Raw genomic sequence first — 19,797 nt, 5'->3', positions numbered from 1 at the left:
TCCATCGAGGACCCGCTGTCGGAGGACGACTGGGACGGCTGGGTGAGCCTGACCGACCAGATCGGCGACAAGATCCAGCTCGTCGGCGACGACCTGTTCGTCACCAACCCGGAGCGCCTGGAGGACGGCATCGCCAAGGGCGCCGCCAACGCGCTGCTGGTCAAGGTGAACCAGATCGGCACGCTCACCGAGACCCTGGACGCGGTGGAGCTGGCGCACCGCAACGGCTACAAGACGATGATGTCGCACCGTTCCGGCGAGACCGAGGACACCACCATCGCCGACCTCGCGGTCGCGGTGGGCAGCGGCCAGATCAAGACCGGCGCTCCCGCGCGTAGCGAGCGGGTCGCCAAGTACAACCAGCTGCTGCGTATCGAGGACGCGCTCGGCGATTCGGCGCGCTACGCGGGTGACGTCGCGTTCCCCCGCTTCGCGTTCGAAGGCTGAGCTGCGGCACGAGCGACGGGTCCCGGAGGAGGTAGCGTGCGTGATCACGCGGAACGCCGGGACTGCCGCGAAGTAGAGACCGAGGCGTGAGATGACGGAGCGACGTGCGCGTGGGACCAGTCCGGCCGGACGCGGGGACCGCCGCACGTCGCGTGCCGCCGGATCGCGCCCGGCCGATGCCGCCGCCAAACGCGGTCGCAGGCGATCGGAGTCGGCGGAGAAGCCGAGGCCGCGCAAGAACGCCTCCGGCCGGGCCGGCGACCGGCACGAGCACACGTTCCTCGGGCTCTCCACCGGCAAGGCCGTGATTCTGGCGATGGTGGTGTGCGGACTCGCGCTCACCCTCGCCGTGCCGATGCGCACGTATTTCACCCAGCGCGCGGAGGCCGCGCAGCTGGCGCAGCAGCGCGAGGAACTCGAGACGGATCTGGCCCGGTTGCGCGATCGTCGTGCCCAGCAACAGGATCCGGCCTACATCCGCAGCGAGGCGCGTGATCGTCTGCGTCTGGTGATGCCCGGCGAGACGCCGTACATCGTGCAGGTGCCAGGTATCGAAGCGCCCGCGCCGCCGCCCGCGCCGACCAGAGCCAGGCAACCCGATCCCTGGTACACCGAATTGTGGCGCAGCATCGCCGAGCCGCAGCCGACGCCGGAGGCCGCAGCCCCACTACCGCAAGCACCGGAAGGACATAGGTGACCGCACCCACCGACCAGGATCTCGCGATCATCGCCGAGCAGCTGGGCCGCGAGCCGCGCGGTGTGCTCGCCATCGCCTACCGCACCCCGGACGGGATCCCGGCCGTTGTGAAGACCGCGCCCAGGTTGCCGGACGGCACCCCCTTCCCGACTCTCTACTACCTCACCGATCCCCGTCTCACCGCGGAGGCCAGCAGGCAGGAATCCGCCGGTGTGATGCGGGAGATGACCGAGCGGCTCGCCGTCGATCAGGAGCTGGCCGCCGCCTACCGCGCCGCGCACGAGAGCTACCTGGCCGAACGCGACGAGATCGAATCGCTGGGCACGGATTTCACCGGCGGCGGGATGCCCGAGCGGGTCAAGTGCCTGCACGTGCTGATCGCCCACGCGCTGGCCAAGGGGCCGGGCGTGAATCCGCTCGGCGACGAGGCCGTGGCGCTGGCCGCCGAGCACGGCCTGCGCGGCACCGCGATCCCGGCCGACTGGCCCGCGTCCCGGCCGACCGGCCCGCGAGAGACTGGAGCACAGTGATGAGTGACCGGGTAGCCGCCGTGGATTGCGGCACGAACTCCATCCGCCTGCTGATCGCCGACGTGCTCGGCGACGGGCGACTTTCCGACGTACACCGCGAGATGCGCATCGTCCGCCTCGGCCAAGGCGTCGACGCCACCGGCTCGCTGGCGCCGGAAGCGATCGAACGCACCCGCGCCGCCCTGGCCGACTACGCCGCGCTGATGCGCGAAGCGGGGGTCGGCCGGGTGCGGATGGTGGCCACGTCCGCCACCAGGGACGCCGCCAACCGGGAGGACTTCTTCGCCATGGCCCGCGCCGAACTCGGCGCCGTGGTCGAGGGCGCGGAAGCCGAGGTGATCAGCGGCGACGAGGAGGCGCGCCTGTCGTTCGCCGGCGCCATCGGCGAATTGTCCAGCGCCGCGGGTCCATTCGTCGTGGTCGATCTGGGCGGCGGTTCCACCGAGCTGGTGTTCGGGGACAGCGAGGGGGTGCGGGCCGCGTTCTCCGCCGACATCGGCTGCGTGCGAATCACCGAACGGTGCCTGGCGGGTAACCCGCCGACCGCCGAGGAGATCGCCGCCGCCCGCGCCTTCGCGACCGAGAAGTTGACCGAAGCGTTCACCCACGTTCCGGTGGAAGGGGCGCACACCTGGGTCGGCGTGGCGGGCACGATGACCACGCTCGCCGCGGTCGCGCTCGATCTCCCCGAATACGATTCGGAGCGGGTGCATCTCACCCGGCTGACCTCCGAGCAGGTGCACCAGGTCTGCGATCGGCTGATCGCCATGGACCACGATCAGCGCGCCGCGCTCGGACCGATGCACCCGGGCCGGGTGGACGTGATCGGCGGCGGCGCGATCATCACCGAAGTGCTCGCCGAGGAATTGTCCCGGCGCGCGGGCATCGCCGAGCTGGTCGTCAGCGAGCACGACATTCTCGACGGCATCGCGCTGTCGATCGCCTGAACCGGTAGACGGGACGCGTGCCGGCTCGGTCAGTTCTGCGGGACGTGGCCGTTCAGCTTCACCTCGGCGTGCGCTTCGGCTCCGGGGCGGTCTCCGATGCCGATGCCACTCCCGCGGCGCGCCTTGCCGACGGCGATATCGGCGAGCCTGGACAGCGATTCCATATTGCGCGGCACCAGCAGCAGTTCTTGCAGCACATTGGGCACCAAGGTGCCCAACCCGCGTTCGGCGTGCTCGTACATCCGGATCTGCGTTTCGCCCGGCGCGGTTTCCACCAGTTCCAGACGGATCCACGCCGCGCCGAGCGGCGAGAGTTTGGCCTCGAGCTCCAGCATGTGCGGCGGTTCCGCCGAGACGACCCGCGTGGTGTCGCTGACGGTGAACGGCCACACGCCCGCGCTGTAGTGCAGCACAGAGCCGGGGCCAGGCCACTGTTCGTCGACGTCGCGGATGTGCGTCGCGCCGACCACCCAGGCGGCGAACAGCCATCCGTCGGCCAACACGTCGAAGACTTGTTCCGGTGTCGTCGGCACGGTGATTTCCACGTGGACCATCAGCTCAACGCTTTCTGGGTGCGGTTTGCCTGTCGATTGCGGGATGCCCGGTGGTGGAGTGGGCAAACCACGTGTCGCGATTTGGTTCGCCATGGCGCGTGAACAGAACAAACGAATCGTCCCCGGCGTCGTCCGAGATGCGATCTTCTGAGCATGGTCGAAGCGGAAACATCGCGGGACCAGTGGAGACACGAACCGTGTTCGGCCACCCGATCGGGCTGGTCGATCTGTTCGGCGTCGAACGCTGGGAACGCTGGCGTTCTACGGGATGGTTGCCGTCCCGAAACATGTCCTCTACCCGGCGACCGTGGGCGGCCTCGACCCGGTCGCGGACACGGCCGTCGGCATCATCGCCGACGGCGGCTCGTCCACCGTGCTGGGCTACTGGATCGCCAACTATTTGCTCGGGTTGTGGCGGGCGCTGTCGCGCTGTGGTGATGGCACTGTATTTTTTCTCGGTTGGTCCCGGCACGACGATGTCGGGTAGTTTGGCCCGGTTCTATGACCCAGGTCACGGGTTCGCGTACTCCGGTATCACCGGAACGGCCGTGGTGTGTGCGGGACTGATCGTCGCCGCCATCGCGCCATGGTTCGGCGAATTCATGGTGGGCGTGCATCGACTCGCCGTGTGGGTACAGAACACAAGCAAGAAGCAAGATTAAGGAGAACGCGTGACCAACCCCGGGCCACGAGCCGATTCGGCGGGTGATGTCTCGTCTCGATCGAGCGGTCTGTTCCGCACCAAGTCCATCGAACAGTCGATCCGCGACACCGACGAACCCGACTCGAAACTACGCAAGGACCTGACCGCCTGGGACCTCACCATCTTCGGCGTGGCCGTCGTGGTCGGCGCGGGCATCTTCACGCTCACCGCGCGCACCGCAGGCAATGTCGCGGGTCCGTCCGTCTCGCTCGCCTTCGTGTTCGCCGCCATCGCCTGCGGGCTGACCGCGCTGTGCTACGCCGAGTTCGCCTCCACCGTGCCGGTGGCGGGCAGCGCCTACACCTACTCCTACGCCACCTTCGGCGAACTCGTCGCCTGGATCATCGGCTGGGACCTGATCCTGGAGTTCGCGCTCGCCGCCGCGGTCGTGGCGAAGGGCTGGTCACAGTACCTCGGCGAGGTGATCGGCACCTCCCCTATCGCGCACTTCGGCCCGGTGACCTTCGACTGGGGTTCGGTGCTGCTGATCACGGTGCTCGGCGTGCTGCTCGCGACCGGCACCAAGGTGTCCTCGCGGGTCTCTGCGGTGGCGGTCGCGATCAAGCTGGGTGTGATCGCGCTGGTGCTGGTCGTCGGCCTCACCTACTTCAAGTCCTCGAACCTCACGCCCTACATCCCGCCGTCGCAGCCCGGTGAGCGGGGTGAGGGGCTGCGGCAGTCGCTGTTCTCCTTCCTGACCGGCGCCGGAGCCAGCAACTTCGGCTGGTACGGCCTGCTCGCCGCGGCCAGCCTGGTCTTCTTCGCGTTCATCGGCTTCGACGTCGTCGCCACGACGGCGGAGGAGACCCGCAACCCGCAGAAGGCGGTGCCGCGCGGCATCCTCGGCTCGCTGCTCATCGTCACGGTCCTGTACGTGGCGGTGTCGCTGGTGCTCACCGGCATGGTGCCCTACACCGAGTTGTCGGGTAACGACGCGACGCTGGCCACGGCGTTCGGCATCCACGGGGTGACCTGGGCGAAGAACATCATCTCGATCGGCGCCCTCGCCGGGCTCACCACGGTGGTCATGGTGATGTACCTCGGGCAGACCCGGGTGCTGTTCGCGATGGCGCGCGACGGGCTGATGCCGCGCAAGCTCGCGCACACCGGCAAGAACGGCACCCCGGTGCGGGTCACCGCCATCGTCGGCGTCGCGTGCGCGCTGCTGGCCGGGTTCGTGGACTTCGGCACGCTGGAGGAGATGGTCAACATCGGCACGCTGTTCGCGTTCGTGCTGGTGTCGGTGGGCGTGCTGATCCTGCGGCGCACGCGCCCCGACCTGCCGCGCGGATTCCGGGCGCCCCTCGTGCCGCTGATTCCCGTCCTGGCGGTGCTGTCGTGCCTGTGGCTGATGCTGAATCTCTCCGTGGAGACCTGGCTGCGGTTCGTGGTGTGGATGCTGATCGGGTTCGTCGTCTACTTCGCCTACTCGCGGCGCAACTCCGTGCTCGGGAAGGCTTCCGCCACCTAGTCGCGCGGCCGGAGTTCGGCTTATCGGGTGGCGGCGGATAGCCTGACGCCGTGTCGCAGCGTGAGTTGGTTGTTCTCGGGACCGCTAGTCAGGTGCCGACGAAACAGCGAAACCACAACGGGTACCTGCTCCGGTGGGACGACGAGGCGATCCTGTTCGATCCCGGTGAGGGCACGCAACGGCAGATGACCTATGCCGGGGTGACCGTCACCGGGCTCACCCGGATCGCCATCACCCATTTCCACGGCGACCACAGTCTCGGGCTGGCCGGAGTGGTGCAGCGGATCAACCTCGACCGGGTGCCGCATCCGGTGGACATCTGTTTTCCGGCATCCGGCGCGGCGTACTACGAGCGGCTTGTCAACGCGACGTCCTACTACCACCGCGCCGAGCTGCGCCCGCGGCCGGTGTTCGGCCCCGGCCCCGTCGACCTGCCCGAGGCGCCGTTCACGGTGACGGCGGTTCCGCTCTCGCATCCGGTGGAGGCTTTCGGCTATCGGCTCAGCGAGCCGCCCGGCCGGCGGATTCTGCCGGACCGGTTGCGCGCCCTCGGGCTGCGCGGCCCGATCATCGCCGAACTGCAACAGCGCGGCAGCGTCGAGTTCGAGGGGCGGACGATCACTCTGGCGGAGATCAGCGAACCGCGATCCGGTCAGAGTTTCGCCTTCGTGATGGACACCCGGCTGTGCCCCGGCATCGCGGAGCTCGCCGCCGATGTCGACATGCTCGTCATCGAGGCCACCTTCCTGGACGCCGACGAACACCTCGCCGCCGAATACGGCCATCTCACCGCGGGCCAAGCCGCGCGGGTGGCCGCCGACGCGGGCGTTCGGACCCTGGTGCTCACCCACTTCTCCCAGCGCTATCGCGACCTCGACGAGCACATGGCCGAAGCGGCGAAGTACTTCACCGGCGAGATCCACATCGCCACCGACCTGGCCCGAATCCCGGTGCCGCCCCGGCGCTGACGGATTCGCCACGCCGAGATCACACGCGGACGCTAACACCAGCCCGCCGCCGACGATCTAGTTCTCTGGGACGCCTGCCACCCCCGGGCCACGAACAACCGCCACCGGCGCCGGTCACCCGACCGCACCCTCGGCACCCGCCCACGGCCGACGCCCCGCCACCCCGGCGAATTGTCGGAATTCCGGTACAGCCGTACGACTCGGTACGCTGTCCCGGACGCCCCTATAGCCCAATTGGCAGAGGCAGCGGACTTAAAATCCGCCAAGTGTCGGTTCGAGTCCGACTGGGGGCACTCATGGTGCCGATGGGCAGGAGGTGGAGTTTGCCGGACTGTCCCTCTACTCAACCGGCCCCGACACGTTGGGTCAGGGTCGGTTCCGCGAGCGGTCTTCGCCTTCGATGCGCTGGCGTATCGCGTCCACCGTGCGATCTTTGGGGATGCGCTCGGGCCAGAGGATGGCGAGTGCCAGCACGACCAGCGGCAGTCCGATGGCGACGATGAAACCCAGTGCGATCACGGCGCCCGCCGCACCGTTGTCGGCAGCGCTGAACCCAGCGGGTATTCCCGCGTGCCGGTGATCAGGTCGGCCATCTCGGTGACGGCCCACCAGGGCGTATCGGGTTTCAGTACGCCGAGGTGCGGGATGACCACCGCGTCCGCCATGTGTTCCAGCGTGTACTGGACTGCGATCAGCGCCGCCAATACAGCATGTACGTCGGTGTGCACGGTGTAGACGATCCTCAGTCCGTGCCGCTGCACCAGCGCTTCGAACTCTGTTGGATCGTGGTCGCTGTGGAGCAGAGCCACAGCCCGCCTTGGTACCTGTTGGTCCGTCACTAGCCCCTCCTGGTTCCGGTTTGGTCACACCCGGTATCGAGGGGTCGATCGCCATCACCCCGATACCGGGTGTTGGCGAAAAGCCTCTTGAATCCTCATGCTTCCAAGGGCCAGGTCTGGAATAGCCTTTTACCCTGGGAGTATGAGCCTTTCGACCCATGCCGGACAGGCGATCGCGGCCGAGCGAAAACTCGCGGGCCTGAGCCAGCGCCAACTGGCCGACCGCGCCAACTACAGCCTGGCCATGGTCAAGGCGGTCGAGCAGGGACGCGAACCAGCAAGCCCGGCGTTCCTGGCCGCTGCCGCGCGAGTGCTGCGTGTGGAACCCGAACGGCTGACCGGCATCCCGTATCGCGAGCTCATCGAGAAGGACGGGCCGCTGGAAGGTCTGGCTGAATTGCGTGCTGTGCTCGCCGAGGGCGCGTACGTGCGCCCCCTCGAGCCGCCGCCGCTGGCCGCGCTCGCCGCCGAGATGGCCGCCGTAGACCTCGCCTATCGGAACGACAAGGGCCGGGTCGCGCTTGCACGCATGCCGGACTTGCTGCGACGACTGTATGGAGCACTGCGTAACGCTGCCCACGGAGATCGTGGAGCGGTGTTCTCTCTGCTGTGCGCCGCTTATGTGACTACCGAACGGCTTTGCAGGCGATTCGGATTCATACACCTGGCACCGACCGCACTCGATCGGCTCGAATGTGCCGCCGCGTCGGCTGACGATCCGCTCTACGCGGCGCAAGCCAAAATCAAGCGCGCGCGAATCCTCATGTACCACCACTCCAACGACACCGGACTCGGACTGGTGGAGCAAGCGCTCGACGAGATCGAAGGGGATGGCGAAGCCGCTGATGCGGTTCGCGGTTACGGGCATCTGTGCGGCGCGATCGTTGCCGCCCGGGGTATCCGCCCGGATATCGCCGCCGAGCACATTGAACATGCACGGCGTCTCGCCGCCCGAATGCGCGGTGAATCCGACCTGTACGGAACCCTTTTCGGCCCCGCGAACGTCGGTATCCATTCCGCTGCCGTCGCTCTCGAAGCCGGTGACCCCGGCAAAGCGGCGCACGAAGGCTCAGCCCTCGTGCTCCCCAAGAAGATCGCACCACCCAGAGCCGGGCACCACTGGCAGGACGTGAGCCGCGCGTGGCTGATGATCGGCAAGCCGGACCAGGCGCTCGACGCCCTGAACCGTGCCCGCCGCGTCGCTCCACAACAGACCCGATTGCATCCGTCTGTCCGGGAAACGGTCTACGGCATCGCGGCAGCACAGCGCAGGCAGACCAACAGCCTCACCGGATTCGCCTCGTGGCTCGGCGTCCAACTCTGACGGCACTTCCAGAAGACGGATGTGCCCCAGCGCACTGCCACGGCCACCACTCCAGCGCTTCCGGCCGTCGGCGCCCCGCGCGGCGTGCGCATGCACGACTTACGGCACACCTTCGCGGTCATGTACTGATCGCCGGGATTCTGAGCGGCCAACTGTCTCGCCATGAGCCAGGATCAACCGGCCGATCTCCTCGCCGGAAGAAGTTGGCTGGAGTCTCGTGCTCCGGTCAGGTCAGGTGTGATCGACCAATTCGGGGGCGGCTTTGCGTATGCGGCGCAGCAGCTTCGAGCCGCGTTCCGAACTGATGGCGGTCAATGTGGGGAGCGCGGTGCGCCAGAGTTTGGCGGCGTCCTCGTGGTTGCCCATGCGCCAGCGGATGAGTCCGGTCTCGGCCAGGCTGATCGCGTGAATCCGCGTATGTGTTCTGGGATGCCAGATCGTCGCGCTCATATATTGATAGCGCTCGGCTTCGGCCAAGTCGCCGATCGCGAGGAACGTTTTCGCGGTCTGCCGGGTCACGCTCGCTTTGTTCGGACAGAACAGCGCGGCCCATCGAGGAATCTCCGTCGTCGCCTCGGGCATGATCCATGGCTCGGCCCGGCGAAGCGCCTTCATGGCCTGGACCTTGTCGCCCGTTTCGGCGTAGCACCGTGCCAAGGCGACCTCGAACAGTGCCATCGTGTCGGGGCTGACCTTGCCGCGTGCGCTCAGCACCGCGCGTTCCGCGAGCGGGACACTGTTCTGTGGTTGATGTACGTCGCTGGCGTGCAATGCCAGGATGCGGAAGGCGAATCCGTCTTGGCCCGGCGTTCCGGATTCTTCGGCCAAACGGAGGGCGGACAGGAAGTAGCGTTGCCCGAGTCCGTCCTGCCCTGCGTCGTGGGCCTTGAAGCCCGCCATGTAGGCCAACTCCGACGCGGCGCTGAACGCCTGCGCACGCACCTCGGCGCTGGCGAAGCGCGACCGTAACAGTGCGGCGACGTCGGTCGCCAGGAACTCCGCCACCGCGGAACGCCCCACATTGCCCCCGCGAACCTCATCCAATCGGAGGAAGGCGTCCGTCACGCCCTGTACGGCTTCGACCTCGGCCATACCCACCCGAGTGTCATCGGTGACGTGCACGAGTCTCGCCGCGTCCGAGAGAGCGGTGAGCGCCGTGGCGGTCAGCGCAGCGGAATACGCCGAATCACGCAGGAACGAGCGACGATCGACGTCGGCCCTGCCGAGAACCGACATCGCGGTGACAGGGTCGGTGAATCCGCCGCAGGCGCGCTCGTACCAGGTGACGACCTCGGACGAAGCGGTCCTACGCCCGGTCTCGTAGTGGCCGAGTGCGGCTTTGCTGTACGGAATCTTGGCGGCCAGTTCGGATAGCGATAGCTCCGCTGCCTCTCGGGCTGCACGCAGCCGGGCACCGAGAACAGCCGCTTGTGGGTCCGGTTCGTTGGCGCTACCGCGCATGGCTCGATCGTAGGCCAAGCCGTATACGGCTGTAGCCGTGAAGACATAACGGCCCGGCCGCGCGGCGGCGAGCCTTGAAGAGCCCCGACCCGAGACGCACCGCGAGACCGATCGGCTTCCTCGGCGTCGGACGCACTTCACACGACAAGGGGAGATGTATGGGGAACACGATTGCCGAGGCGGCTGTTCTGGCGGTACTCGCACCTGGCGGCATGTTGACCGCCGCGCAGATCACCGAGCAAGCTCAACTAACCGCGTGGAGTGCCCGCCGGGCGATAGGACAACTGGAATCGCGCGGACTGATCATGGCCTCACCACACGCAGCGCGCTGGTCCATCACTCCACGCGGCCGCGCCTATTGGGCCAACCGTGGCAGGCGGTACCCGGGATGAGCGCGGACACTTGGATCATCGTCGGGTTCGCTATCGCAATCGCCCTGCCGCTGGTCGTCCTCGTTGTAGCGATTCTTTGGCCAGAGCAGGTTCCTAAGGACCGCTCCGTGGACGCGATTCGCCAGCGCATCGAGGAAGAAGACGGCCCGCCTTCCGGTAATCCGACGTAGCTGCTGCCCTCAACGCGAAAGTCCGTGGGCGCGGGCGATGATGCGTTCCATGGCCGTGCGGGGGAGGAGGCGGCGGAGGGTGAACATGGCGGGGGCGTTGCTGCCTACCGCGTAGAGGGGTTTGGGGCGGTCGGCTTCGATCGCCTTGACGATCGTGGTGGCTACCTTTTCGGGGGTGATTCCCTTTGACTGGTTTTCGTCGAGTTTCGCCATGAAGGTCGTGAAATCGGCGGTGTGGGGTGAACCTTCGGTGAGGTATTTGGTGCGGCGTTCGCGGAGGCCGGTGTCGATCTGGCCGGGTTCGACGGCGGTGATCCAGACGTCGAAGGGGGATTCCTCGAAGCGGGCGGCGACCGCGAATCCGCGTAGTGCCGCCTTGGTGGCGACGTAGGAGGAGCGGTAGGGCATCGGGAAGCTGGCGAGCATCGAGCCGACCATGACGACGCGGCCGTACCGGCGTTCCCGCATGCCGGGCAGCACCGCTTTGGTCAGGGCGACCGGGCCGAGCACGTTCAGCTGGAACAGTCGCTCGACGGCGTCGGTGGGCAGCTCGGCCAGCGGGCCCGCCTGGCTCTCTCCCGCGTTGTTCACCAGCACGTCGACGCGGTCCAGACCGGCCGCGAACGCCTCGATCGACGCCGGATCGGTGAGATCGAGCGCCCGGTACTCCACGCCCGGCAGCACGGCGTCCGAACCGATGGCATCGGGGTTGCGGCTGGTGCCGATCACGCGATACCCACGCCCGGCCAGCGCGGCGGCGGTGGCCTTCCCGATTCCGGACGACGCACCGGTGACCACAGCGACGCGAGACATAACGCTCCTTTCGACGGCAACACGCTGACGATATCGTCAAGTTTCCGCTTTGTGCTACCCGCAAGTAGCTCCCGAACCGTTCACGCCCGCGTGCGACGGGTGTGGTGTCCCGGCCCGGCGGCGGTGGGAAACGGGAATACAACACGTGGTGGCGGCTCGGATAGTGCCCATTGAATTCTGCATGGCGGATTCGAGCGGGCATGTGGCGTCGGCAAGCTCACGCGCGTGCGGCGCGAGAGTGGCTCGCGGGCCTGTGAGCTGGGCGTACGGGCGCGCGCCGCGTCACGAGAAGCGCACCGCCGCAGGGGGAATCGTTCACCGGCGGGAAGTCCGGACGTATGTCGGCGGCCGAACGATGGGGCTACTGTTGGCCGGCGCGGTGCAGGCCGGAGACGCTGCCGCGCTACCCCCGACGCCGAGGAGATTGTGGTGGTTGTCGATACCGTCCGTGAGGAACAGGCGATCCGTCAGATGACGGAGCGGCTGGTCGAAAACTACACCGAGACCTATTCTCCCGAGCATATCGAGAGCGCCGTCGGTGCGGCGCGGCAGAAGTTCGCGGGCCGCCCGGTGCGGCAGTTCGTGCCGATTCTGATCGAGCGGGTGGTGCGGCGGGAGTTGGAGAAGTCGCCGGAGGCGGAAGTGCAACCCACCACGGTCCCGCTGGACAAGACGCCGCAGGACCCCACTCCGGGAAAACTGTCGCAGCTCCGTGCGTCGTTGACGTCGAAGAAGCGTTTCGCACCGTACGCGCTGGGCGCCGTCGTCATCCTGACGGTCGTCGCCGTGGTGCTCGCCACGCGGCAACCCGCTCCCCAGGCGCCCGCAGCCGCGCCCGCCGCACCGCTGACGGTCGTGCACGGTGTGGTCGGCTCGGAGAAGATGCCGTTCTTCCAAGATCCCAAGGTGATCGACGCGCTCGCGCGCAACGGCGTGCGCGTCGAGGCCGAGCCCGCCGGGTCGCGGCAGATCGCCACGTCCATCGATCTCACCAGATTCGATTTCGCCTTCCCGTCCAGTGAACAGGCGGCCGAGCGAATTCAACGGCAGCGCAACGTGACCGCGAAATACACGCCGTTCTCCTCGCCGATGGCCATCGCGACGTTCACGCCGATCACCGACCTGCTCACCCGGGCGGGAGCGGTGCGCCCGGGCCAAGTTCCGACCCTTGACCTGCGCCGCTACCTGGAGCTGGTCCGCAACGGCACCCGCTGGGACGAACTGCCCGACAACGCCGCCTACCCGGTGCGCAAGAACATCCTGATCTCCACCACCGACCCGCGCAGCTCCAACTCCGCCGCCATGTATATGGCCGCGGCGAGCTACGTCGCGAACAACAACACGATCGTGCAGGGGTCCAACGCCGAGCAGGCCGTCCTCCCCGCGGTGTCGCGGCTGTTCGTGGGCCAGGGCTACACCGAGAACACCACCGAAGGCCCGTTCAACAACTACCTCGCCACGGGGATGGGTCCCACGCCGTTGGCCTGGATCTACGAGGCGCAGTATGTCGAGGCGACCGTGCGCGGCCAGATCAAGCCCGGGATGACGCTGCTGTACCCGTCACCGACGGTGTTGTCCCGGCACACGCTGGTGCCGTTCGGCGCGACCGGTGACCGGCTCGGTCGCCTGCTGTCCACCGACCCGGAGTTACAGCGGCTGGCCGCCGAGCACGGCTTCCGCACCAACGACGGCGCCCAGTTCGCGAAGGTGGTCGCCGAACACAACGTCCAGGTGGCTTCCGATCTGCTGGATGTCGTCGCCACCCCGACCTACGACACCCTCGAGCGCCTGCTGGACGGAGTCACCAAGTCCTACAACTGAAGCACGGCCGCGCTCGCGTTTCGGTGGAGACGATCCGGGCATCCCTCTCGCATCAGGAGCCGGAAATCGGTATCGCGGCGGGAGGAACATCAGTGACAGCGGATGAGGGCCCATGGGAGATACCCCCGATCGATGACGCCCCGGATATCGCGCGCGACTCCGCGCCGCCGCCGGGAGCGACGATGGCCGACGCCAGGAACTGGCCGGGCTACGGGTTGCTGCTGGTCGCGGCTGCGGGCGCGATAGCGGCCGCCGTGCTCGCGGGCTTCGGACTCGGGCGGCTCTCGGTGGTCGCCGCGATCATCACGGTCGTCTTCCTCCTGGTAGGGGTCGGGCTGATCGTGCTGGAGCAGGTGCGGGCCCGCAGGCGCACCGAACAGCCCGCCGAGCGCGCCACCGTGCCGCCCGGCGTACTGAGAACTCTCAATCCCGGGGCAGAAAACCCGACTCGATGAACTCTCGCACGAAGGTGTCCACCACCGCGCGGTCCACTGCGGGGCAGTCGAGGTCCGCGTCCGCGAGCGCGGCGCGAGTGTGCTCGTCGCCCCAGTCGAGGTGACCGGCGAGTTCGGCGAAGTTGTGGCTCAGCAGTGCCGCGCGCACCAGCGAATCGTCGCCGAGCGCGTCGCGCCGCCGCGCTTCCCTGGCCAGGCCCGCGCGCACCGCGTCCTCCGGCATCGTCGCCACCGGCAGCCCGTGCGCGCGCAGACTCGCGAGAATCTCGCCGACCGCTACCGGAGCCCGATTGACCAGGTGATAGACGGTTTCCGAGCGCGGACGAACGGAGATCTCCGCGATGGCGCCCGCCACGTAGCTCACCGGGACCAAGGACACGGTCGCGTCGCCCACATCGGGCGCCATGCCGAGCATCGCGGCGGCGCGCACCATGTTCCACAGCGAATCCTGCGGGCTGTTCACGCCGATGTCCGGGCAACCGCAGATGGTGCCGGGCCGGTAGATGGCGATGGGCACGCCGCGCTCGCCCGCTTGGCGGACCAATTCCTCCGCCGCCCATTTGGACGCGAGGTAGCCGTTGCCGGGCACCTGCCCCGCGCGCAAGCGGACGTCCTCGGTGACCACCGGCGAATCCGGCGTCGCGGCGACTGCCGCTCCCATGGTGGAGACCAGATGGAACGGCTTGACCCGCCGCGTCGTCGCCAGCCGCAACAACTCGCGGGTTCCTTCGACGTTGGCTTGCCGTAGCCGCGCGTAAGGGTCGACGTGATTGACGCGCGCGCCGTTGTGGTAGATCGCGTCGATGCTGTCGGCCAAGCGTTCGTAGTCGGCGGGGTCCAACCCGAGATGCGGCGCGGTGAGGTCGCCCGCGACCACGACGATCCGCTCCGCGGCGGTGGTCCCGGACAGCCGGTAGTGGTTCAGCGCGCCCAGGATGCGGTCGATGCCTTCCTCGGCGTCGGCGGCGCGCACCACGCACCACACGCGGGCCTCGGTGCGATCCAGCAGGGCTTGCAGCAGGTGGACGCCGAGAAAGCCGGTCGCGCCGGTGAGCAGGATCTCCTGCGGCGGACCGGTGTGCGCCGGTTCGCAGCCCCCGATGCCGATCTCCGGTTCCAGCACGGCGTCGTGTTCCGGCGTCGCGGCCGTGGGGGTGGACTCGCCGGACAGCCGGGCCGCGAGGCCGCCGACGGTCGGGGTCGCGAGGATCGCCGACATCGGCACGTCGCGGCCGAGACGCTCCGACAACCGCTGATGCAACGTGAAGGCGAGCAGCGAGGAACCGCCGAGTTCGAAGAAGTCGTCGGCCACCCCGACCGGGGACACCGCGAGCACGTCGGCGAAGACTTCCGCGATCGCGCGCTCCAGCGCGGTGCCGGGTCGCGCGCCGGTGCGTGCGGCGAACACCGGCTGTGGCAGCGCGGCGCGATCGAGTTTGCCGCTGGTGTTCACCGGAAAGGCGTCGAGCGCGAGCACCGCCGACGGCACCATGTAGCCGGGCAGCACCCGAGCGACGGACTGCCGCACCGCGTCCGGCTCGACCGTGGCGCCCGGCGCGGCGATGACGTAGCCGACCAGCCGGTCGCCGGCATCGGAGCCCTTGACCGCCACCGCGGCCCGGCCCACCGCCGGGTCGGCCAGCAAGGCCGCTTCGATCTCGCCGAGTTCGATGCGATGGCCGCGCACCTTGACCTGGAAGTCGGTGCGACCCAGATAGTCCAAGGTGCCCGCGCGGTTCCATCGCACCAGGTCGCCGGTCCGGTACATCCGTTCCCCCGGATGCAGTGGATCGGCGATGAACCTGGCCGCGGTCAGCCCGGGAGCGCCGTGGTAGCCGCGGGCCAGCTGAAGGCCACCCAGATAGAGTTCGCCCGCCACGCCCACCGGAACCGGCCGCAACCGGTCGTCGAGCACGTGGCAGCGCGAATTCCATTCCGGCACACCGATGGAAACGCTGGACGCGGTGCGATCGGCGGCCGTGACGGCGTGCCGCGTGATGCTCACCGCGGCTTCGGTCGGGCCGTACAGATTGTGCAACTCGGCCCCGGACACCGTCGCGAAGGCGCGGGCGGTCTCCGGGGGAAGCGCCTCACCGATAACGAAAACGGCTCGCAACGAGGACAACTCGTACGCGGTCGCCTGCTGGGCGAACACGGTGAGCATCGCGGGAACGAAATCGGTCAGCGTCACCCGGTGTTCGGCGATCAGCCGGCCCAGCGCCGCCGGATCGCGATGCTCCTCCGGCCCGGCCAGAACCAGCCGCGCGCCCGCGCGCAACGGCAGGAAGTAGCCCCACAACGACACGTCGAAGGTCGCGGGAGTCTTGTGCAGATAGATGTCGGTGGCGCCGACGCCGTATTCCGCCTGCATCCAGGCGAGCTGGTGCACGATCGCCCGATGGCTGATCGCCACGCCCTTGGGGCGGCCGGTCGAGCCGGAGGTGTAGATGAGGTAGGCGGGGTGATCGGCGTGCCACGGCGTCAGCCGCTCGCTGTCGAGCACGGGTTCCGCGCCGAAGCGGTCGAGGTCGATGGCGTCGACGTCGTACGCCGTGACGGCCGTGAAGCCGTCCGCCGCGGTGGTCAGCACGCACCGGGGAGCCGCGGACTCGAGCACGTAGCGGATGCGTTCGACCGGATGGTCTGGATCGATCGGCACCCAGGCCGCACCCGCCGCCACGATCGCGTGCAGCGCCACCACCTGCTGGATCGACCGTCGCATCGCCACCGCCACGACGGTCTCCGCGCCCACGCCCTGTTCGATCAGCCAGCGAGCCAGCCGCGCGGACCGTTCGACCAGCCGCGCGTAGGTGATGGTCTCGGACCCGAGGACCACGGCGATCGCGTCCGGCGTCGCCGCGGCCTGCCGCACTGTGGCGGCGGTGAGCGGCTCGGCCCGCACGGCGTGCTCCGGCCCGGCGCCCCAGGACCGGATGCGTTTGTGCTCGACCGGATCCATGATGTCGATGTCGCCGACGACGGCGTCGGGCTCGGCCGCGACCCGGTGCAGGATGCGGATATAGCCGTCGAGGAAGCGCTGCACCGTGTGCTCGTCGAAAAGGTCGGTGCTGTAACCGAATCGGATGATGATCTCGCTCGGCTCGCCGTCGTCGTCGCGCGTGTCGACCACGCCGATGTGCAGATCGGTCTTCGCCGTGTCGGCGTCCACGTCGAGGAACGACACGCTCGGTCCGGACAGGTCGAGGGTGGCCTGCGTGAAGTTCTGGAACGCGAAGCCGACCTGGTAGAGCGGGTGGCGTCCGGGCGAGCGGGTCGGGTCGACCGCGTCGACCACGTGCTCGAACGGCACCTCGGAGTGCGCGAAGTTGACCAGATCCCGTTCCCTGGTGCGGCGCAGCAGAGCGGTGAAACTCTCCGCGGGCTCGATCCTGGTGCGGGAGACGGTGGTGTTGACGAACATGCCGACGACGTCCGCCAGGGCGGGCTCGGCCCGGTTGGTCATCGGAACGCCGATCGCGATGTCGCGGCTTCCGGACAGCCGCGCCAGCAGCACGGCGAGTGCCGAGCGCATCACCATGAACAGCGTCGACCGGTGGGCGCGCGCGACGGCGAGCAGGTCGCGGTGCAGGCTCGCCCGCACCGTCCGCTGGGTGGCCGAACCCCGCAGCGTGGCCACCGGCGGGCGCGGCCGGTCGGCGGGCAGATCGAGTTCGTCGGGCAGACCGGCCAGCTCGCCGGTCCAGTACGCCAGTTGTCGCGACAGCAGGGAATCGGGGTCGTCGCGGGAACCGAGCAGATCCTGCTGCCACAGGGCGTAGTCGGCGTACTGCACATCCGGTGGCCGCCAGGCCGGCGCGGCGCCCGCGCTGCGTGCGGCGTAGGCCATCGCCACGTCGCGGGCCAGCGGCGCCAAGGACGACCCGTCGGCGCAGATGTGGTGCAGGGCGCAGACCAGGACGTATTCGGTGGGGGTGCGCAGTAGCCGCACGCGCAGCGGCACCTCGGCCGACACGTCGAACCCGTGCCGCAGGATCGCGCGCACCCGGTCGGGTACCGCGTCGTCGGACAGTTCCTCGACCGCGAAATCGGCGACCACGTGCTCGGTGTCGAGGATCAGCTGACGCGGTCCGGCGGCGTCGGCGGGATACCTCGTGCGCAGCGCCTCGTGCCGTTCGACGGTGTCGGCGAACGCCGCGCGCAAGGCGGGAATGTCCAGTTCCGACAGTCGCAGCGCGAAGCCGATGTTGTCCACCGATGACGTCGTGTCGAACTGGTTGCGCAGCCAGAACCGCAGCTGCGCGGGCGAGAGCGGGATGCGCCGCGGCCGGGTCCGTGCGCGCAGCACCGGGCGCGCGGTGTCGAATTGCTGTGAGCGGATGGCTTGGGCCAAGCCCGCGACGGTCGGATGGTCGAACACCAGCCGGGGCGGGATGCGCAGCCGCCACGTTTCGCTCAGGCGCGCGGCCACCTGGGTCGCCAGCAGCGAGTTGCCGCCCGCGGCGAAGAAATCGGCGTCGGCGCTGAACCGCTCCCAGCCGAGCACGTGTGCGAAGACTTCGGCGACCGTCTCCTCGCCGAGGTCGACGGCGGGCCGATAATCCGGCTCGTCCAAGGCGCGCACGCGCAGGGCGGGCCGATCGGCCTTGCCCGTCGGGGTGCGCGGGATCCGGTCCACGACCGAGATGGTGTTGGGCACCATGTACTTCGGCAGCAGCGCGGCCAGCGCGTCGGCCAGAGTGGCCGGATCAGGGGCATGGCCCGGTTCGGGCTGGACGAAGGAGGCCAGCGTGGTCTCGCCCGCGGCGGTCTTGCGGTCGACGGTCACGGCCAGCAGGATGCCCGGCTGCGTCGACAGGATGGCGTCGATCTCGCCGAGTTCGATCCGGAAGCCCCTGATCTTGACCTGGTCGTCGGCGCGGCCGAAATAGTCCAGCTCACCCGAGGTGGTGCGGCGGACGAGATCGCCGGTGCGGTACATCCGGGAGCCGGGCGGCCCGAACGGATCGGCGAGGAACCGCTGCCCGGTCAGACCGGGGCGGCCGTGGTATCCCCTGGCCACTCCCGGCCCGGACACATACAGTTCGCCGACGACCCCGACACCGACCGGGCGCAGCCGATGATCGAGTACCTGGCAGCGGATGCCGGGCACGGCCGATCCGATGGTGACCGGTGCGTCCGGCCCCAGGGCCTGGCTCAGCGTCGCCACGATGGTGGATTCCGTCGGGCCATAGGCATTGTGGAACAGGCGGCCGTCGGCTGCCCAGTGCCGCGGCAACATCGGCGGGCACGGCTCGCCGCCGACGATGACCGAACGCAGGGCGGGCAATCCGTCCGGCTCGATCGTGGCCAGCGCGGACGGCGTGAGGAACGCATGGGTGATCGATTGCCGCGCGAGCAATTCCACCAACGCGGTGCCGCCGTACAGGGTCGGCGGAGCGACCACCAGCGTGGCGGCGCGGGAGATCGCGAGCAACAACTCCAGCACCGAGGCATCGAAGCTCGGCGAGGCGAAATGCAGCACCCGCGCGTCCGTGTCCAGCGCGTGCCGCGCGGCCAGTTCGGCGCACAGCGGGGCGAGCCCGGCGTGGGTCACGGCGACGCCTTTGGGGCGTCCGGTCGATCCCGATGTGTAGATCACGTAGGCGGTGTGGGCGGCACGAAGCCGGACGGGGCGCTCGAAGTACGCGATCGGGCCCGTGGGGTTCGCCGCCACCCGCGCGATCAAATCGGCGTCGTCCAGCGCGAACCAGCGCACCTCGGCAGGGAGTGTCGCGGTGTGCGCGGTCAGGGTCAGGCCGAGGGCGGCGCCGCTGTCGGCGACCTGGAATCGGATGCGGGACAGCGGAAGCGCGGGATCGATGGGTACGAACGCGGCGCCGGTCTTCGCGATCGCCCACACGGCGAGCACGGATTCGAGCGAGCGGGGCAGCGCCACCGCCACCGCCGTTTCGGGGCCTGCGCCCGCGGCGATCAGCGTGCGGGCCAGCCGGGAGGAGCGGGCGTCGAGGTCGCGATAGGTGATCTCACCGTCCTCGCAGACCACCGCGACGCCGTCGGGGTTGTGTTCCGCGGCCGCGGCCAGCAGCGCGGCGAACGTCGGTGCGGCCGACTCGGCCGATCTGCGGCGACGGCCGTTCCGGGCGGGTGGACGAGTATCCCGGATGCCGCTGGTCATGTGATCGTCCCGTTCCGCGTGGCAGTAAACGGCCAGATGCTATAGCCGCACGGCGGAATTCTCCACCGA

At 68.8% G+C, this 19,797-nt stretch carries 17 protein-coding genes and 1 tRNA gene; 12 read left to right on the top strand and 6 right to left on the bottom strand.

Going from position 1 to position 19,797, the window contains the following annotated elements:
- From NB3_RS28070 to NB3_RS28055, 4 genes are all read left to right on the top strand, one after another.
- The coding region (locus NB3_RS28070) for an enolase C-terminal domain-like protein (protein WP_280516605.1) at positions 1–447 on the top strand (447 nt) is incomplete at its 5' end.
- 91 nt (positions 448–538) lie between these two features.
- Positions 539–1,144, top strand: a complete 606-nt coding sequence (locus tag NB3_RS28065; RefSeq protein WP_067809355.1) for an FtsB family cell division protein — start codon at positions 539–541, stop codon at positions 1,142–1,144.
- Positions 1,141–1,674, top strand: a complete 534-nt coding sequence (locus NB3_RS28060; protein ID WP_067809353.1) for a DUF501 domain-containing protein — start codon at positions 1,141–1,143, stop codon at positions 1,672–1,674. Before NB3_RS28065 ends, NB3_RS28060 begins: the two co-directional genes overlap by 4 nt.
- Complete coding sequence (locus NB3_RS28055; RefSeq protein ID WP_067809352.1) at positions 1,674–2,621, top strand: Ppx/GppA phosphatase family protein; 948 nt, start codon at positions 1,674–1,676, stop codon at positions 2,619–2,621. The genes NB3_RS28060 and NB3_RS28055 overlap by 1 nt, the downstream gene beginning before the upstream one ends.
- 29 nt (positions 2,622–2,650) lie before the next feature.
- Here the strand turns inward: NB3_RS28055 and NB3_RS28050 are convergent, their stop codons facing one another.
- Positions 2,651–3,175 carry an SRPBCC family protein gene (locus NB3_RS28050; protein ID WP_067809350.1) on the bottom strand — a complete coding sequence of 175 codons (525 nt, stop codon included), beginning with the start codon at positions 3,173–3,175 and terminating at the stop codon, positions 2,651–2,653.
- A gap of 268 nt (positions 3,176–3,443) precedes the next feature.
- Here NB3_RS28050 and NB3_RS28045 point away from each other — a divergent pair, with 268 nt between their 5' ends.
- From NB3_RS28045 to NB3_RS28030, 4 genes are all read left to right on the top strand, one after another.
- Positions 3,444–3,662, top strand: a complete 219-nt coding sequence (locus NB3_RS28045; protein ID WP_067809348.1) for a hypothetical protein — start codon at positions 3,444–3,446, stop codon at positions 3,660–3,662.
- A gap of 184 nt (positions 3,663–3,846) precedes the next feature.
- Positions 3,847–5,349, top strand: a complete 1,503-nt coding sequence (locus tag NB3_RS28040) for an amino acid permease (RefSeq protein WP_067809346.1) — start codon at positions 3,847–3,849, stop codon at positions 5,347–5,349.
- Positions 5,350–5,399: 50 nt separating this feature from the next.
- Entirely contained in the window at positions 5,400–6,317 is a 918-nt protein-coding gene (locus tag NB3_RS28035) for a ribonuclease Z (RefSeq protein ID WP_067809344.1), read from the top strand.
- A gap of 219 nt (positions 6,318–6,536) precedes the next feature.
- Positions 6,537–6,610, top strand: a tRNA-Leu gene (locus tag NB3_RS28030).
- 73 nt (positions 6,611–6,683) lie between these two features.
- Here NB3_RS28030 and NB3_RS35315 read toward each other — a convergent pair.
- A complete protein-coding gene (locus tag NB3_RS35315) occupies positions 6,684–6,836 on the bottom strand; it encodes a hypothetical protein (protein WP_157112051.1) in 153 nt (50 codons plus the stop codon).
- Positions 6,833–7,126: a hypothetical protein gene (locus NB3_RS28025; RefSeq protein WP_067809342.1), complete on the bottom strand. Its 294-nt coding sequence runs from the start codon at positions 7,124–7,126 to the stop codon at positions 6,833–6,835. The genes NB3_RS35315 and NB3_RS28025 overlap by 4 nt, the downstream gene beginning before the upstream one ends.
- A 172-nt stretch (positions 7,127–7,298) precedes the next feature.
- On the opposite strand from NB3_RS28025, the gene NB3_RS28020 reads away from it, so the two are divergent.
- Positions 7,299–8,480 (top strand): helix-turn-helix domain-containing protein, encoded by a 1,182-nt coding sequence (locus NB3_RS28020; protein ID WP_067809341.1) that lies wholly within the window; start codon positions 7,299–7,301, stop codon positions 8,478–8,480.
- Between the two features lie 231 nt (positions 8,481–8,711).
- Here the strand turns inward: NB3_RS28020 and NB3_RS28015 are convergent, their stop codons facing one another.
- Positions 8,712–9,941 (bottom strand): NsdA family TPR-like regulatory protein, encoded by a 1,230-nt coding sequence (locus NB3_RS28015; protein ID WP_067809339.1) that lies wholly within the window; start codon positions 9,939–9,941, stop codon positions 8,712–8,714.
- A 388-nt stretch (positions 9,942–10,329) separates the two neighbouring features.
- On the opposite strand from NB3_RS28015, the gene NB3_RS35310 reads away from it, so the two are divergent.
- Positions 10,330–10,503 (top strand): hypothetical protein, encoded by a 174-nt coding sequence (locus NB3_RS35310; protein ID WP_157112050.1) that lies wholly within the window; start codon positions 10,330–10,332, stop codon positions 10,501–10,503.
- 9 nt (positions 10,504–10,512) lie between these two features.
- Here the strand turns inward: NB3_RS35310 and NB3_RS28010 are convergent, their stop codons facing one another.
- Positions 10,513–11,316 carry an SDR family oxidoreductase gene (locus NB3_RS28010; RefSeq protein WP_067809338.1) on the bottom strand — a complete coding sequence of 268 codons (804 nt, stop codon included), beginning with the start codon at positions 11,314–11,316 and terminating at the stop codon, positions 10,513–10,515.
- Positions 11,317–11,745: 429 nt separating this feature from the next.
- Between NB3_RS28010 and NB3_RS28005 the strand changes: the two genes are divergently transcribed.
- Both NB3_RS28005 and NB3_RS28000 read left to right on the top strand, forming a co-directional pair.
- Entirely contained in the window at positions 11,746–13,137 is a 1,392-nt protein-coding gene (locus NB3_RS28005) for a three-helix bundle dimerization domain-containing protein (protein ID WP_244892118.1), read from the top strand.
- A gap of 92 nt (positions 13,138–13,229) precedes the next feature.
- Positions 13,230–13,592 (top strand): hypothetical protein, encoded by a 363-nt coding sequence (locus NB3_RS28000; RefSeq protein WP_067809337.1) that lies wholly within the window; start codon positions 13,230–13,232, stop codon positions 13,590–13,592.
- Here the strand turns inward: NB3_RS28000 and NB3_RS27995 are convergent.
- Positions 13,561–19,728, bottom strand: a complete 6,168-nt coding sequence (locus tag NB3_RS27995) for a non-ribosomal peptide synthetase (RefSeq protein WP_067809335.1) — start codon at positions 19,726–19,728, stop codon at positions 13,561–13,563. The two genes, NB3_RS28000 and NB3_RS27995, sit on opposite strands and share 32 nt — an antisense overlap.
- Between the last annotated feature and the right edge of the window lie 69 nt (positions 19,729–19,797).

It is taken from the genome of Nocardia beijingensis NBRC 16342, assembly GCF_001612785.1.
Lineage (GTDB): Bacteria > Actinomycetota > Actinomycetes > Mycobacteriales > Mycobacteriaceae > Nocardia > Nocardia beijingensis.
Note: the sequence above shows the minus strand (reverse complement) of the source record. Positions and strands in the feature narration are given on the sequence as shown.

Coding starts and splice junctions, on each gene's coding strand:
- NB3_RS28065 (WP_067809355.1), top strand. CDS start 539: ATGACGGAGCGACGTGCGCGTGGGACCAGTCCGGCCGGACGCGGGGAC.
- NB3_RS28055 (WP_067809352.1), top strand. CDS start 1,674: ATGAGTGACCGGGTAGCCGCCGTGGATTGCGGCACGAACTCCATCCGC.
- NB3_RS28050 (WP_067809350.1), bottom strand. CDS start 3,175: ATGGTCCACGTGGAAATCACCGTGCCGACGACACCGGAACAAGTCTTC.
- NB3_RS28045 (WP_067809348.1), top strand. CDS start 3,444: ATGGTTGCCGTCCCGAAACATGTCCTCTACCCGGCGACCGTGGGCGGC.
- NB3_RS28020 (WP_067809341.1), top strand. CDS start 7,299: ATGAGCCTTTCGACCCATGCCGGACAGGCGATCGCGGCCGAGCGAAAA.
- NB3_RS28015 (WP_067809339.1), bottom strand. CDS start 9,941: ATGCGCGGTAGCGCCAACGAACCGGACCCACAAGCGGCTGTTCTCGGT.
- NB3_RS35310 (WP_157112050.1), top strand. CDS start 10,330: ATGAGCGCGGACACTTGGATCATCGTCGGGTTCGCTATCGCAATCGCC.
- NB3_RS28010 (WP_067809338.1), bottom strand. CDS start 11,316: ATGTCTCGCGTCGCTGTGGTCACCGGTGCGTCGTCCGGAATCGGGAAG.
- NB3_RS27995 (WP_067809335.1), bottom strand. CDS start 19,728: ATGACCAGCGGCATCCGGGATACTCGTCCACCCGCCCGGAACGGCCGT.